Source organism: Pseudomonas sp. CBS (genome assembly GCF_024734645.1).
Classification (GTDB): Bacteria; Pseudomonadota; Gammaproteobacteria; order Pseudomonadales; family Pseudomonadaceae; genus Aquipseudomonas.
This window is the reverse complement of sequence record NZ_CP102929.1, coordinates 3,023,395-3,036,900: the sequence shown is the minus strand read 5'-3', so window position 1 is coordinate 3,036,900 and position 13,506 is coordinate 3,023,395. Positions and strand designations below refer to the sequence as shown.

Here is a 13,506-nt window from a genome sequence, read left to right as displayed (position 1 = left end):
CCCGTTGAACTTCCCCGGGAACTCTCTAAGATCAGTCCTGTGTCCACGGATTGACACAGTCATCACGGAACGATGACTCAGGGAACCTCGCAGGATGCGATTCATCAGGATGATGAAAAGGAACACAGGGACTAGGGAAAAAATGTGGGCGGGTCATACCGCCCCTTTTTTTGCCTGTAGAAAAGTGAAACCTGTCCCGCAGAAATGCAAAAAGGCCCGCAAGGGGCCTTTTAGAGGGCATCGACGCTATCAGCGCTCGAGGTCTGCAATCTTGCCTTTCTTGCCATCCCACTCCGCCGCATCCGGCATCGGGTCTTTGCGCTCAGTGATATTCGGCCAGATTTCCGCCAGCTCAACGTTCAACTGAATAAATTCCTGCATTTCTGCCGGGACTTCGTCCTCGGAGAAAATCGCGACGGCCGGGCATTCTGGCTCACACAGGGCGCAGTCAATGCACTCGTCCGGGTGGATGACCAGGAAGTTCGGGCCTTCGTAGAAGCAGTCCACCGGACACACTTCTACGCAGTCGGTGTACTTGCACTTGATGCAGTTGTCGGTGACGACGAAGGTCATTTCTAATTTTCTCCTCAGGCGGCGGCAGCGAAACCCTTTGTGGCAGGGCTCGCGAGGTTCGGGAGCGATAGTCTGCAGGCCAGGCTAAAAGCCCGCAGCATCCCAAACCGCGCGAGAGTCTACCAGCTTGCACGCGTCTGCGTTATATCCGAGTCTTCAGTGCATATAACATTTCGAGCGCTTTTCGCGGGGTCAAGTCGTCCACGTCAAGCTTAGCCAACTCATCCAGCACCGGATGAGGCAGGCTGGCGAACATGTCGCTCTGGTGTGGCGCGCTGGGTTTGTTGCTGGCTTTGGCCGGGCTGGCCACGGGAATCTCGTGGGGCAGGGCGGTTTCTTCCAGGCGGCTCAGGTGTTCGCGGGCGCGAGTGATCACCTCACTTGGTACGCCCGCCAACTGCGCCACGGCCAGGCCGTAACTCTGGCTCGCCGGCCCGGGCAACACGTGGTGCAGGAACACGATACGCTCGTTGTGCTCGGTGGCATTGAGGTGCACGTTGGCTACCAGCGGCTCGTTTTCCGGCAGCACGGTCAGCTCGAAATAATGCGTCGCGAACAGCGTATACGCCCGCAGGTGCGCCAATCGCTCGGCCGCCGCCCAGGCCAGGGACAGGCCGTCGAAGGTGCTGGTGCCGCGGCCCACTTCGTCCATCAGCACCAGGCTGCGCTCGGTGGCGTTGTGCAGGATGTTGGCGGTTTCGCTCATTTCCACCATAAAGGTCGAACGGCCACCGGCCAGGTCATCGCTGGAGCCGATCCGGGTGAAGATGCGGTCCACCAGGGACAGTTCGCAACTGGCCGCCGGCACGAAACTGCCGATATGCGCCAGCAGTACGATCAATGCGGTCTGACGCATGTAGGTGGATTTACCGCCCATGTTCGGACCGGTGATCACCAGCATGCGGGTGTCGTCGTCCAGCGACAGATCGTTGGCGACGAACGGTGTGGTCAGAACCTGCTCCACCACCGGGTGGCGACCTTGCACGATGCGCATGCACGGCTCGCTGACAAACCGCGGGCAGTTCAGGTCAAGGTTCAGGGCACGCTCGGCCAGGTTGCTCAGTACATCCAGTTCGGCCAGGGCGGCGGCTGTATCCTGCAACGGCGCCAGCTTGTCGATCAAGCTTTCGAGCAAGGCCTCGTAGAGCATCTTCTCCCGAGCCAGGGCGCGGCTTTTGGCCGACAGCGCCTTGTCTTCGAACTCTTTAAGTTCCGGGGTGATAAAGCGCTCGGCGCCCTTGAGGGTCTGGCGACGCTGGTAATCGATCGGCGCCTGCTCGGCCTGCTTGCTCGGTAACTCGATAAAGTAGCCGTGCACGCGGTTGTAGCCGACTTTCAGGTTGGCCAGGCCCGTGCGGGCTTTTTCGCGGGCTTCCAGGTCGATCAGGAACTGCCCGGCGTTCTCGCTCAGGGATTGCAGTTCGTCCAGCTCGGTGTCGTAACCGGTCTTCAATACGCCACCGTCACGGATGATCGCGGGCGGGTTGTCGATGATGGCTTTTTCCAGCAGCGCCGCCAGTTCCGGGTAGGTGCTGGTGGTGACGGCAAGCTGCTGCAGGTGCGGCGCTTCCAGTTCCGTCATCGCCGCTTGCAGTTGTGGCAGGGCGCCGAGGGCATCCCGCAGGCGTGCCAGGTCGCGGGGCCGCGCGTTGCGCAGGCCGATCCGCGCCAGGATCCGCTCGATATCCCCGATTTCCTTGAGCTGCGGTTGCAGCTTTTCAAAGCGGTATTGATCCAGCAGGCACGTAATAGAAGTTTGACGGGCTTGCAGCACGGTCAAATCCCGCAGCGGACGGTTCAACCAGCGGGTCAGCAAGCGGCTGCCCATGGCGGTCTGGCAACGGTCGACCACCGATTGCAGGGTGTTGTCGCGACCGCCCGCCAGGTTGGTGTCCAGTTCAAGGTTGCGACGGCTGGCGCCATCGAGCACCACGGTGTCGTCCAGACGTTCATGGCGCAGGCTGCGCAAATGCGGCAGGGCGGTGCGCTGGGTTTCCTTGGCATAGCTCAGCAGGCAACCGGCAGCGCCGATGGCCAGGGTCAGAGTCTCGCAACCGAAGCCCTTGAGGTCTTGCACGGAGAATTGCTGGCACAGGCTTTTCAGCGCTGAATCACGCTCGAAATCCCACGGCGCGCGACGCTTGGTCCCACGACGACGTTCCGCCGGCAGGTCCTTTGGCCAGTCATCCGGAATCATCAACTCCACCGGGTTGACGCGCTCCAGTTCCGCCAGCAGGTTTTCCCAGCCCTTGATTTCCAACACCGTGAAATTGCCACTGGTGATGTCCAGCACCGCCAGGCCGAACAGCCGCTCATCCCCCAGCACCGCCGCGATCAGGTTGTCGCGACGCTCATCCAGCAGCGCCTCATCACTCACTGTACCCGGCGTAATGATGCGCACCACCTGGCGTTCCACCGGGCCCTTGCTGGTGGCCGGGTCGCCGATCTGCTCACAGATCACCACCGACTCGCCCAGCTTCACCAGCTTGACCAGGTAACCTTCCAACGAATGATAAGGAATCCCGCACATCGGAATCGCCTGCCCGGCCGACTGCCCGCGTGCGGTCAGGGTGATGTCCAGCAACTTGGCGGCCTTCTTCGCGTCTTCATAGAAGATCTCGTAGAAGTCGCCCATGCGGTAGAACATCAACTGATCAGGGTGCTGGTTTTTCAGGCGCCAGTACTGCTGCATCATCGGGGTGTGGCTGGAAAGGTCGGTCATACGCGGGGTTCAGCTCTTCCTGTCGATTTTTGGCAAGGGTAAATAGGCTAATGGTACATTGATTTTTTATGCATTGTGGGCGGCTATACGATGTTGAATTCTCGCTACGAGCCTTATAAACGATGTGTTTGTCCTATGGTTTACGATAGAAACCAAGGCAGAACGGATTCGGTTGATCAATAAAAAAACCCGACGCTGGGTCGGGTTCTTTATTGCAGTGCCTTAGTAGATGTCAGGCTCGTTTTGCCTCAGCTGCCATCAATACAAGGTTCTGCTGTTTGGTCGCTTCGGTCAGCACTTCGCTGTATACGCGCTTTTTTTGATCAGATTTAGCGTTACGAATAAAGTCGGCAAAGGGGCTTTTTGCACCTTTGGTCAAGCCCAGCTTAATCGAAATCATCATTACGCTCCTGATGGTTGCCCGAGTCTGGCCTCAAGATCGGCCCGCGTGTGTCGCTCAGGAATATGGTAGTCAATTTTTTCGACACCGGCTTCGTACAATCGTCCCGAGTTGTCAATGTGCTTGAGCAGCAAATCCACGTGGATATCGCCGCCGTACTCTAGCTTAAGTGCGTTGACGACGTCACGTGCGGCAAAGTACTGGTCGATGAAATGCTCTTTACGAATCCTTCTTCCTTCTGCTTCTTCGCGAGCTTTGACGAAGTCCCAAGCGAGCATCGGATCCTGGTAGACGTACAGAATCTGTACGAACCTGCCTTTTCTTAAGGAACGATCCACATTCCGCCTGGCAACATCAATGTTTGAAAATGTTCCGTCAAGAAGGAACGACTGCTGTTGGTCCATCGCAAGATCCAGAATCTTCTCCACCAAAATAGAAACCCCTCTCTGGAATAACCAGGAGTTACCGCCGGTATAGGCAACAAATTCGCTACGAGGCTCATCGGGGTCAATTCGAAGGATCGGGGTGTCGGCAAAAAGATTCACGAGCGCGATTGATGCCTCGGTTTTTCCTGCACCCGGTGAGCCGGCCATGTAGACCGATACAGGCGCCTCTTCCGGAGGATAGATAGCTTTGTCGGTCAGACGCCTGGCAATCATTTTCTTGTTTGAGCGAGCAAAGCGCAGCGCTTCGTCTGAGACTTCCTGCTCTGAGTGCGTCATGACTTTTCTGATTGGATCTGCAAAGTGCGTCATCAACAAACCCAGCATTTTTCCGATAGGCGCAGGTTAGCATGCGAGGCAGACCACAAATGGTTAGGTAAAAATCTGCAATCAATGCATTAAATATGCAAATTAGCATTTGCCAAGCATCAAAACTGCCTGCACTATCCGCGTTATGCAAAAACGCAACGTTTCTATCGTCTTAAGAGAGCTGCTGGACCGCGACCGGATCTCCCCCACGGAGCTTCACCGGCGTACTGGCGTGCCTCAATCCACGTTGTCCCGGATCCTCAGCGGCAAGATCGTTGATCCGTCGGACAAGCACATCTCACGCATCGCCGATTACTTTCAGGTCAGCACCGATCAGCTGCGCGGGCGCGCAGGGCTGGTGCCGGCGCGGTCGGACGAGCGTGACCCGATGCATTCGGAACTCAAGGACATAAGCCTGTGGGACGACGACACGCCCGTTAATGATGACGAGGTGTCGATCCCCTTTCTGCGCGAGGTTGAATTGGCTGCTGGATCAGGAAGATTCGTCATCGAGGAAAGCGAGAAGGCCAGCCTGCGATTCGGCAAGCGCAGCCTGCGGCATAACGGTGTGCAGTTCGACCAGGCCAAGTGCGTCACGGTGCGTGGCAACAGTATGTTGCCGGTGCTGCGTGACGGCGCGACCGTCGGCGTCAACGCCGGCAAGTGCGGGATTGGTGACATCGTCGACGGCGACCTGTATGCCATCAACCACAATGGCCAACTGCGGGTGAAACAGCTCTATCGCCTGCCTTCGGGGATTCGCCTGCGTAGCTTCAACCGCGATGAACACCCGGATGAGGACTACAGCTTCCAGGACATCCAGGATGAGCAGATCAGCATCCTCGGTCACGTCTTCTGGTGGGGCATGTACGCCCGCTAACCCTTCTTCGTAAGACAAAGCCCGCCAATGAGCGGGCTTTTTTTCGTCCTTGCAAAACCACCAAACCCTTTGCCCATAAGGCTGCGAATGCATCCATGCATATGCACTGCAAAAATAAATGCATTTGTGCATTGACTGTATATGCATACATGCATATTCTTCATCTCAAGCCAGCCAAGAAGGCCTGGTGGAGGCGGCAAGGATGCTGCCAAGGAAGACAAGGACGTTACGCAACACCGGCAAGGACGCCATCGAAGCGATGGCACGGATGCCAGGCAACACCGGCAAGGATGCCGACGCTCTTTAGTTTCAAACCGCTTCAAGAACAGGCAGCGATGAACCGGCCTTAACGGTTCAGAGGGTTGGCAACTGGCCCGGGTGTGCAGCGTAAAGCACCAGAAGCAGTTATCCGGCAGACAGGGATCGTGGTCGGAAAAACATTGAGGAAAGAACCGTACCGCGCCAGTAGCGCCGAAAGTTCGAGGACAGCATTACTGAAAAGCCCGGGCAACCGGGCTTTTTGGAATGCCTACCTATAAATGGAATTACCCAAAACCCGGCACTGCGCCGGTAATGCTCAGCCAGGAGGCGTGACATGACAAACGAGCAGCAAGCGTTAGCGGAAATGCCTATCTGGTTAGTGATCGCACTGGCCCTGATCGGCGGTGTCTCCGGAGAAATGTGGCGCGCCGACAAGGAGGGCGCCCGCGGTTGGTCGCTGGTGCGGCGCCTGGCCCTGCGTTCCGGGGCCTGCATGGTGTGCGGGGTGTCAGCCCTGATGCTGTGCTACGCCGCCGGCATGTCGATCTGGACGGCCGGCGCCATTGGTTGCCTGACCGCCATGGCCGGCGCCGACGTGGCCATCGGCCTTTATGAACGCTGGGCAGCCAAGCGCATCGGCGTCAACGAAGGTCCCGGCCGGGACCCGCAGTAACCGTTGCAAGGACGCGACTTAAATGACACTCATCGAAAAACCCTCCCAACTGCCCCAGGCCATCAACGAGGCGTTGCGCGTTGCCTTTCCGAATCTGAAGGTCGGCAATCATCAGGACTTCCAGGGCACAACGGATAACACCGGTGTGTTGATCACGGTCGAAGGCAATGGCCCCGGCATTCGCTCCCGCGAAGGGCGCAAGGCCCACGCTCTGGGAATTTCACTCAAGGCTATGGTTGCCCCAGGTGCCTTGCCCTTTGATGCCTGCGACCTAGCCAGCCAACTGATGGACCTGGTGTTGGATAACCGCTGGAACCTGCCGCAGGAGCAGTGCGACCTGCCGAGCAATATCGTCGCTGCGCCCTCAATAGGCACCACCGCAGAAACGGACTACGACACCTGGACCGTCAGCTTCACCCAAACCCTCTATATCGGACCGCCGTTGCTCAACGATCCCACAGGCAAACCACTGTTCGCCTGCACCTGGGAAGTCTCGAACATCGACGACCCCGACCAATACAAGCCGCTGACGGAGTAGCCCATGTTCGACGCGCTGTTACGCATGCAACTGGGGCCGATTGTCGAGCGACTGGCGGAAATGGAAAACCAGCTCGAAGACCTGTATCGACGCGCTGAAAGTTTCTGCCGCATCGGCGTGTGCCAGGAGGTCGACGCCGCCAGCAATACCTGCAAGGTCAGCCACGGCGAACTGCTCACCCCAGCCATTCGCTTTTTCAACCCCAGCGCCGGTGCGCAGACGGAAACCCGCATCCCGTCCGTGGGCGAGCAATGCTTGCTGCTCAACTACGGCGGCGGGGAGGGCGGAGCGCAATCGGTGGCCTTGTTCGGCTTGAACAGCGACCGTTTTCCGGCGGTCTCCAGCGTTCCGTCACTGACCCGGCGCCGCCATCAAGACGGCACCCAAAGCGACTACGACGACGCCAGCCATACCTTCAACTGGATCAACGGCCCGACCACGTTCACCGGTTCCCGCGAGCAGGTCAACGTCAAGGTCGGCGCCGCCAGCCTGACGATGAATGCCCAGAGCATCACGCTGCAAGTCGGTGGTACCCGTCTGTTGCTGGATGCCGGCGGCGCGCACTTCAGCGGCCCGGTGGTGGACCACCAAGGCCGAGTCATCAGCCCCTGATAAGGACATCCCATGATCGGAATCGATCGGAACACCGGGGCGGCCGTCGATGACTGGCTGCAATTCGTCCAGCGCGCCACCCGAGCGCTGACCACTCCCTTGGGCACTCGCCAGAAGCGCCCGCTGTACGGCTCGATGATCCCGCAACTGCTTGGGCAAAACCTCGGCGATGACCTGCTGATTCTCGCCCAGAGCCATGCCGCCCAGGCGTTCTACAACCCGCAGAACGGCATCGCCGATTTCGAGCCGCAAGTCATCGTCGCCAACCGCCAGGGCGCCGGCCTGTTGCTGCGCTTCGCCGGCACCTGGAAAAACCGCAAACAAACCTTCGAGGTGGTGACATGAGCATGCTGATACCCGGCCAGAACCAGTTGGCTGAGCCAGCGATCATTGCCGTCGATGAATTCGAGCCACTGTTGGCAGAATTCAAGGCATTTGTCGTTGATTACGTCTCGACTCGTGCGCCCGAAAATGCCGCCAAGCTGAAGGTCAGCCTGGAGAACGAAAGCGAGCTGCTGACGTTGGCGCTGGAAGCTTTTTGCGTTCGCCTGCAAACCCACGAGCGTAAATACAACGCCCGCATCAAGCAGATGCTGGCGTGGTGGGCCACCGGCAGTAACCTCGATGCACGCCTTGCCGACATGGGCCTGGAGCGTCAAGTGCTCGACCCTGGTGACCCGGCGGCTTTCCCGCCCGTGCCGCCGACGTTGGAGAGCGACGACGACGCCCGGTTGCGTTATTACCTGGCGCCCCACGCTCCGGCTGCAGGCTCGCGGATGCAGTATCGCCGGGAGGTTTTCACCCTCGGTGAGCGTCCATCGGTGAAAGTGCAAAGTGCTACGCCGGGTGTGGTAACGGTCACTTATACCTTCGACCCGGACGGCTACGCGGCGCGGGTCAAGGATGGCAACGGCCGTCGAACCGCGCCTGGCGAAGTGATGGTCACCGTTCTGTCCCGAGACGGGGATGGCACACCCTCTGCGGATCTACTCGACGGCGTACGCCGGCATTTCGCCCGGCCTGATGTGCGACCGGAAACGGATCTCGTCTCGGTGCAGGGCGCACAAATCCTGCGTTACAAAATCCGCGTGGTGGCAAAGATCAACGCCGGCCCGGACTCCGGGCTCACTCAAGTCGCCGCCCAGAAACTGCTGCAAGACTATGCAGAGTCTTGCCATCGCCTGGAAGGGCGGGTGGACCCGAGCTGGATCGACTACGCCATCCACTCGGCGGGCGCTGCGCAACTGCAAATCCTTGAGCCGCTGGAGCCGATCGTCACCACGGCGTTCCAGGCGCCGTATTGCACGGGTGTCGAGGTGGAGGTGCGCACGCTATGAACGAGACAAAAGGCAGCTTGCTGCCCGCCAACAGTTCGCCGTTGGAGAAGGCACTGGACTTGGGTTTCGGGCAGTTGCTTGACCGGGTGACGCCACCCTTTCCCGCCTTGATGAACCCGCTGCAAACGCCGGTTGAGTTCCTTCCCTATCTGGCCGCTGATCGCGGCGTCAGTGAATGGGACGCCGCTGCCAGCGAGTCTGAGAAGCGCCTCACCGTGGCCTTGTCCTGGCAGATCCAACGTCAGGCCGGTACGCCCAAGGCGCTGAGCTACGCGGTTGAGTCACTGGGATTCACCCCCAACATCAGCGCCTGGTATCAACAGCGGCCAACCGGTCTGCCTTACACCTTTGATGTGCAGGCAATCATCGGTCGCAGTTGGTCCAGTGGCGATCACAACCGTTTGATCCGCCGCATCAACGCGGCCAAGAGCGAGCGGGACCTGGCCACCATCACCATCGTGCACGAGACGGCTGGTGGGCTGGCGATGAGCGGTGTTGCTCATGCTGCGCTTTGCGACAGTGAAATTTCTCTTGCGGGGGCGCTGCCTGAACTGGTGCTTGGCGCCCGACTTCACAGTACTGGGGTGGCCCGGTACTACACCATTAACGATTACGACCTCAGGGCGCAGCCATGACAGAAGACATTACGCGCCTGGTGCGCTTCACCTCCAAAGGTTTGGGTGAAGTGTTGCAGGCAAAAAACCAGGGTTTGAAAGGTGAAATTACCCATATAGGCGCCGGGACTGGCCGTTATAACCCCGACGGCAGTGAGATTGCCTTGCGGGATGAACGCCAGCGGGTAGCAATTGCCGATTACGAAGACCTGGGTAATCAACAACTCAGAATGGCCGCGCTTTTTGACGGCGAGGCTGAGTATGAGATTGGAGAGTTTGGGTTCTATCTGGCCAGCGGGACCTTGCTGGCAATTTATTCCGTTGCCGGGAAACTGCTCACCTACAAAGCGGCCGCGGCCCGTGTATTGCAAAAGTTCACGCTGGACCTGACACCACTGCCGGTCGATAGTGTCACGGTAATAGTGGGTATGGAAAATCTCAATATTTTAATTGCAGAAGAACTGGCCGCTGTGGCTACAGCCAATATTGATAATATGGCTCGCCATCTGGGGGTTTTGTTTCGTGTAATGAAGTTGGAAGACGCTAGGGTTGTGAACTAGATATTGGGCGGGCCTCTTTAGTTATGGTTAATTGCCGGTACTGAGTGGTCTGAGAATGACAAAATAAAGGAGCTTCTATTTTGAGTACGGAAACGCAGATAGCCAACTTGGTTCAGGCCTCCAATAACCTGACCACCGCCGTAAATGGCAAGATTGGCGATATTGATAAACGAATGGATCAAGCCCGCGCGGAATTTGATCAGTATCGTGCACTTAAAGATGTAATCGGAGAGCCCGGTGCCCCCGGAACATTGTTGATGAGTGTGTTCCAAGGGCTGATCTGGGGTACGGGAGCGCCTTATGACGTCGGTGCTTCCGGCGGTATGACCGCGACCGATCTTGGATCCTCGATGGAGGTTTATGCCCACTTCAAGTTGCCATTCTCCATCAATACGGATGACCAGATGTTCTGGCTCAATATTCGTGGTTATAGTTATGGCAGCTCGTTGGTGTTGGACGAAACATTTGCGGGGTATGTGTATGCACCTCAGCGTGCGGTCATAAATCAATCTTGCTTTGGGAAGTTTGCACCCGCTATTTATGCAGATACGGCTGGCAATGCCATCTGCCGGATTAAAATCCCCAATGTCTATGTGACATCGTTGCGAATTGACACTATGCAGATTGGTGGCTATCGCGCGATCAAAGTTGGTGAGATCAAGTCGAAACTTTCCCTTTCCCCTACGGTGGTTTTCTAATGACTGAAGCACTTATTACGCTGATGCCATCTCATATTCCCAGCAAAGAAGGTCTTGAGTGTTTGGAGTGGTCTTCCATTCGTGTCCGTCGCGATCAACTGTTGAGAGAAACCGACCATACCCAAGTGCAGGACAGCCCTCTGAGCGAAACTCAGCGAGCCGAAGTCGCTGCTTACCGCAAACTGTTGCGGGATGTCCCGCAAGATATAGGCGATCCCTTCACAGTTGTATGGCCAGAAAAACCTGGCTTTCTCAAGTAACGATATCCACCGCGAAAGCGGTTTTTTTTCGCCAGCCCAAAGCCCCTCTCGCAGGGGCTTTGGCATTTTCCACCCGGAGAATTCCACTCATGTTCAACCGCCAAACCTACACCGTCCTCATTCCATTCCCCACCGGCAACGGCCACTGGTCTACCGCCGGCGAGGAACTGGAACTGCTGGACGTCGAAGCATCCGCCCTGCGCACCGCTGGCCGCCTGGAACTCACCAGCGTCCTCAACTCCACCCCCAAGAAGGCTGACTAACCATGGCTGAGGTTTTGAACTTCGAACACAACGGCATCACCGTGAATGCCACCGAATCCCCCGAGGCCATGGGTGGCCTGGGCGATAACGTCATCGGCCTGGTCGGCACCGCCCCCAATGCTCATGCGTCGATCCCGAAAAACGCTCCGTTCCGCATCAACAGCTTCACCACCCAGGCACTGCTGGACCCGACTGGCGCTGAAACCGGCACGCTGTTCCACGCCGTGTACCAGATCCTCAAAGTGGTCAAGGTGCCGGTCTACGTAGTGATCGTCGACGAGGGCACCACCCCGGCCGACACCCTCAATAACGTAATCGGCGGTGAAGAGCCGGTCACCGGCCGCAAACTGGGCCTTGCCGCCCTGGCCAGCGTCCCCGAAGACCTGACCATCATCGGCGCCCCGGGTTTCACCGGCACCAAAGCCGTGGCCGGCGAATTCGCCTCCTTCGGCAAACGCATCAAGGCCCGTGTGGTGCTGGATGGCAAGGACGCAACCGTCGCCGACCAGGTGACCTACAGCGGCGAACTGGGCGGTGCCGACCTCGGTTTCGACCGTTGCCTGCTGGTGCACAACATGCCGTCGGTGTACTCCAAGGCTGCGAAGAAAAACGTGTTCCTGGCGCCGTCGTCCCTGGCCATCGCTGCACTGGCCAAGGTCAAGCAGTGGGAAAGCCCGGGCAATCAGGTGACCTTCGCCGAAGACGTGTCCCGCGTGGTTGAGTACAACATCCTCGACACCTCCACCGAAGGCGACCTGCTTAACCGCTACGGCGTGAGCTACTACGCCCGCACCATCCTCGGCGGTTTCTCGCTGCTGGGTAACCGCTCCATTACCGGCAAGTTCATCAGCTACGTGGGCCTGGAAGATGCGATCAGCCGCAAGCTGGTCAAGGCCGGCCAGAAAGCCATGGCCAAGAACCTCACCAAGTCGTTCATGGACCAGGAGGTCAAGCGCATCAACGACTGGCTGCAAACCCTGGTGGCCGACGAAACCATTCCTGGCGGCAGCGTGTACCTGCACCCGGAATTGAACAGTGTCGAGAAGTACAAGAACGGCACCTGGTTCATCGTCATCGACTACGGCCGCTACGCGCCGAACGAACACATGATTTATCAACTCAACGCCCGCGATGAAATCATCGAGCAGTTCCTGGAGGACGTTCTCTAATGTTTACCAACCGAATCAGACAGGCCATGGCGGCCACCCTCCAAGGCCTGCCGTTGTCGGCGACGGTCACCTCGTTCGCACCGCCGAAGATCGACTTCGACATGGAAATGATGACCGGCGGACGTTTCATCGCCGAAGAAATGGCCAAAAGCGCCAAAGTGCTCAACGCCACATTGGAGCTGCAAGGCGCGGGTCCGGAAATCATGCTTGCCCTGGGCGTGCGCCTGGGCGACGACATTTTGCTGAACGTGCGTGAAGCCGGCCAGGACCAGGATGGCAAGACTTATTTCACCTACCACACCATCGGCGGCAAGCTGAAAACGCTGACCGAGACAACGCTGAAGATGGGCGAAAAACCCGCCATCACCCTGGAGTTCTCCTGCCGCACCTACAACCGCCTGGAAAACGGCATCCCGGTAATCGACATCGACGTGCGCACCCAGAAGTTCGTACTCAACGGTGTCGACATCCTCGGTGATGCCCGTCGCGCGGTGCTGATGCCGTAAGTCCCCGGGAGCGGGTTTTCCCGCTCCCATACTTCATCAAGGAATTGATTCATGGCCTGGATGCCTCCGCTGCACATCCTGCTGTCGCCGATCACCGCCGATACCGGCGCGACGGTCGAGCAGATTCAACTCAAACCGCTGTTCTATGCCGCGCAAAAAGACGCGCTGGCCCGGGCTGGTGACGATGAGGACGACCAGTTTTTCGAACTGGCGAAACTCGCCACCGGCCTGTCGGAAAAAGAGCTCGACCAGCTCAAACGCCCGGACTACGTGAGCATCGCGCAATACGTGCATGACATGTCGACCCGCCCGGCTTCGTTCTTCCTGGACGAGTCCCGCACGCCTGGCGACTCAAGCACCACCGAACAGGTGAAGCTGCTGCTGCCGTTGAATGCAGCGGGCCGAACCCTGACCGACGTGACCCTGGAAATGCCCGCGCTGCGTGCCACCAAAGTGATGAAAAAACTCACCACGGCCAAGGAGCGCGCTGAGTTCATCACTGCCCATTGTTCTGGGCTGATGATCCCCGACCTGGCGGGCCTGACCGTGCCCGACTGGACCGAACTGCAGGGGCGAATCGACGATTTTTTAAATCAACCGGCGGCCTTCTTTCAGAGCGCGACATCGAAGTAATCCTCGATGTTGTGCCGCTGGTTTACTCGGTAAACGAAGCGGAAATCCTGGACTG

The 13,506-nt window shown here is 58.3% G+C and carries 18 protein-coding genes; 14 read left to right on the top strand and 4 right to left on the bottom strand.

The features are described 5' to 3' along the window. Positions 1-249 precede the first annotated feature (249 nt). The 4 genes from fdxA to NVB75_RS13825 all read right to left on the bottom strand — a co-directional run bounded on the left by fdxA (position 250) and on the right by NVB75_RS13825 (position 4,450). Positions 250-573 carry a ferredoxin FdxA gene (gene fdxA / locus NVB75_RS13840; RefSeq protein WP_003208688.1) on the bottom strand — a complete coding sequence of 108 codons (324 nt, stop codon included), beginning with the start codon at positions 571-573 and terminating at the stop codon, positions 250-252. Positions 574-715: 142 nt separating this feature from the next. Further along, a complete protein-coding gene (gene mutS, locus NVB75_RS13835; RefSeq protein ID WP_258347634.1) occupies positions 716-3,295 on the bottom strand; it encodes a DNA mismatch repair protein MutS in 2,580 nt (859 codons plus the stop codon). A 232-nt stretch (positions 3,296-3,527) separates the two neighbouring features. Further along, positions 3,528-3,698, bottom strand: a complete 171-nt coding sequence (locus tag NVB75_RS13830; protein WP_003208685.1) for a hypothetical protein — start codon at positions 3,696-3,698, stop codon at positions 3,528-3,530. Beyond that, positions 3,698-4,450 carry a zeta toxin family protein gene (locus tag NVB75_RS13825; RefSeq protein ID WP_258347632.1) on the bottom strand — a complete coding sequence of 251 codons (753 nt, stop codon included), beginning with the start codon at positions 4,448-4,450 and terminating at the stop codon, positions 3,698-3,700. Before NVB75_RS13825 ends, NVB75_RS13830 begins: the two co-directional genes overlap by 1 nt. 142 nt (positions 4,451-4,592) lie before the next feature. Here NVB75_RS13825 and NVB75_RS13820 point away from each other — a divergent pair, with 142 nt between their 5' ends. The 14 genes from NVB75_RS13820 to NVB75_RS13755 all read left to right on the top strand — a co-directional run bounded on the left by NVB75_RS13820 (position 4,593) and on the right by NVB75_RS13755 (position 13,451). Further along, positions 4,593-5,327, top strand: a complete 735-nt coding sequence (locus NVB75_RS13820; protein ID WP_258347630.1) for an XRE family transcriptional regulator — start codon at positions 4,593-4,595, stop codon at positions 5,325-5,327. 595 nt (positions 5,328-5,922) lie between these two features. Then, positions 5,923-6,261, top strand: a complete 339-nt coding sequence (locus tag NVB75_RS13815) for a phage holin family protein (protein ID WP_017480135.1) — start codon at positions 5,923-5,925, stop codon at positions 6,259-6,261. A 22-nt stretch (positions 6,262-6,283) separates the two neighbouring features. Continuing rightward, positions 6,284-6,799 (top strand): hypothetical protein, encoded by a 516-nt coding sequence (locus NVB75_RS13810; RefSeq protein WP_258347628.1) that lies wholly within the window; start codon positions 6,284-6,286, stop codon positions 6,797-6,799. A gap of 3 nt (positions 6,800-6,802) precedes the next feature. Further along, on the top strand, positions 6,803-7,411 hold the full coding sequence (locus NVB75_RS13805; RefSeq protein WP_258347626.1) for a phage baseplate assembly protein V: 609 nt from the start codon (positions 6,803-6,805) through the stop codon (positions 7,409-7,411). Positions 7,412-7,423: 12 nt separating this feature from the next. After that, positions 7,424-7,756 (top strand): phage baseplate protein, encoded by a 333-nt coding sequence (locus NVB75_RS13800; protein ID WP_010170122.1) that lies wholly within the window; start codon positions 7,424-7,426, stop codon positions 7,754-7,756. Next, entirely contained in the window at positions 7,753-8,748 is a 996-nt protein-coding gene (locus NVB75_RS13795) for a baseplate J/gp47 family protein (RefSeq protein WP_258347624.1), read from the top strand. The genes NVB75_RS13800 and NVB75_RS13795 overlap by 4 nt, the downstream gene beginning before the upstream one ends. After that, positions 8,745-9,383: a phage tail protein I gene (locus NVB75_RS13790; RefSeq protein WP_258347622.1), complete on the top strand. Its 639-nt coding sequence runs from the start codon at positions 8,745-8,747 to the stop codon at positions 9,381-9,383. The genes NVB75_RS13795 and NVB75_RS13790 overlap by 4 nt, the downstream gene beginning before the upstream one ends. Beyond that, positions 9,380-9,922, top strand: a complete 543-nt coding sequence (locus tag NVB75_RS13785; protein WP_258347621.1) for a hypothetical protein — start codon at positions 9,380-9,382, stop codon at positions 9,920-9,922. The genes NVB75_RS13790 and NVB75_RS13785 overlap by 4 nt, the downstream gene beginning before the upstream one ends. 80 nt (positions 9,923-10,002) lie before the next feature. Further along, positions 10,003-10,620, top strand: a complete 618-nt coding sequence (locus NVB75_RS13780; RefSeq protein WP_258347619.1) for a hypothetical protein — start codon at positions 10,003-10,005, stop codon at positions 10,618-10,620. Beyond that, complete coding sequence (locus tag NVB75_RS13775) at positions 10,620-10,880, top strand: tail fiber assembly protein (protein ID WP_258347617.1); 261 nt, start codon at positions 10,620-10,622, stop codon at positions 10,878-10,880. The genes NVB75_RS13780 and NVB75_RS13775 overlap by 1 nt, the downstream gene beginning before the upstream one ends. Positions 10,881-10,969: 89 nt before the next feature. Further along, positions 10,970-11,143, top strand: a complete 174-nt coding sequence (locus tag NVB75_RS13770; RefSeq protein ID WP_003208665.1) for a hypothetical protein — start codon at positions 10,970-10,972, stop codon at positions 11,141-11,143. A gap of 2 nt (positions 11,144-11,145) precedes the next feature. Beyond that, the gene (locus NVB75_RS13765) at positions 11,146-12,312 is read left to right on the top strand and encodes a tail protein (protein ID WP_010170109.1); all 1,167 of its coding nucleotides are present in this window, start codon (positions 11,146-11,148) and stop codon (positions 12,310-12,312) included. Then, on the top strand, positions 12,312-12,818 hold the full coding sequence (locus tag NVB75_RS13760) for a phage major tail tube protein (protein WP_258347615.1): 507 nt from the start codon (positions 12,312-12,314) through the stop codon (positions 12,816-12,818). The genes NVB75_RS13765 and NVB75_RS13760 overlap by 1 nt, the downstream gene beginning before the upstream one ends. A 51-nt stretch (positions 12,819-12,869) precedes the next feature. Next, positions 12,870-13,451, top strand: a complete 582-nt coding sequence (locus NVB75_RS13755; RefSeq protein ID WP_258347613.1) for a phage tail assembly protein — start codon at positions 12,870-12,872, stop codon at positions 13,449-13,451. Positions 13,452-13,506: the final 55 nt, after the last annotated feature.

Bases quoted from the DNA above. Each gene is read 5' to 3' on its own strand.
- NVB75_RS13810 (WP_258347628.1), top strand. From the start codon at position 6,284: ATGACACTCATCGAAAAACCCTCCCAACTGCCCCAGGCCATCAACGAG.
- NVB75_RS13815 (WP_017480135.1), top strand. From the start codon at position 5,923: ATGACAAACGAGCAGCAAGCGTTAGCGGAAATGCCTATCTGGTTAGTG.
- NVB75_RS13785 (WP_258347621.1), top strand. From the start codon at position 9,380: ATGACAGAAGACATTACGCGCCTGGTGCGCTTCACCTCCAAAGGTTTG.
- NVB75_RS13755 (WP_258347613.1), top strand. From the start codon at position 12,870: ATGGCCTGGATGCCTCCGCTGCACATCCTGCTGTCGCCGATCACCGCC.
- NVB75_RS13800 (WP_010170122.1), top strand. From the start codon at position 7,424: ATGATCGGAATCGATCGGAACACCGGGGCGGCCGTCGATGACTGGCTG.
- NVB75_RS13790 (WP_258347622.1), top strand. From the start codon at position 8,745: ATGAACGAGACAAAAGGCAGCTTGCTGCCCGCCAACAGTTCGCCGTTG.
- NVB75_RS13760 (WP_258347615.1), top strand. From the start codon at position 12,312: ATGTTTACCAACCGAATCAGACAGGCCATGGCGGCCACCCTCCAAGGC.
- NVB75_RS13770 (WP_003208665.1), top strand. From the start codon at position 10,970: ATGTTCAACCGCCAAACCTACACCGTCCTCATTCCATTCCCCACCGGC.
- mutS (WP_258347634.1), bottom strand. From the start codon at position 3,295: ATGACCGACCTTTCCAGCCACACCCCGATGATGCAGCAGTACTGGCGC.
- NVB75_RS13805 (WP_258347626.1), top strand. From the start codon at position 6,803: ATGTTCGACGCGCTGTTACGCATGCAACTGGGGCCGATTGTCGAGCGA.
- NVB75_RS13795 (WP_258347624.1), top strand. From the start codon at position 7,753: ATGAGCATGCTGATACCCGGCCAGAACCAGTTGGCTGAGCCAGCGATC.
- fdxA (WP_003208688.1), bottom strand. From the start codon at position 573: ATGACCTTCGTCGTCACCGACAACTGCATCAAGTGCAAGTACACCGAC.
- NVB75_RS13825 (WP_258347632.1), bottom strand. From the start codon at position 4,450: ATGACGCACTTTGCAGATCCAATCAGAAAAGTCATGACGCACTCAGAG.
- NVB75_RS13820 (WP_258347630.1), top strand. From the start codon at position 4,593: ATGCAAAAACGCAACGTTTCTATCGTCTTAAGAGAGCTGCTGGACCGC.
- NVB75_RS13775 (WP_258347617.1), top strand. From the start codon at position 10,620: ATGACTGAAGCACTTATTACGCTGATGCCATCTCATATTCCCAGCAAA.
- NVB75_RS13765 (WP_010170109.1), top strand. From the start codon at position 11,146: ATGGCTGAGGTTTTGAACTTCGAACACAACGGCATCACCGTGAATGCC.
- NVB75_RS13830 (WP_003208685.1), bottom strand. From the start codon at position 3,698: ATGATGATTTCGATTAAGCTGGGCTTGACCAAAGGTGCAAAAAGCCCC.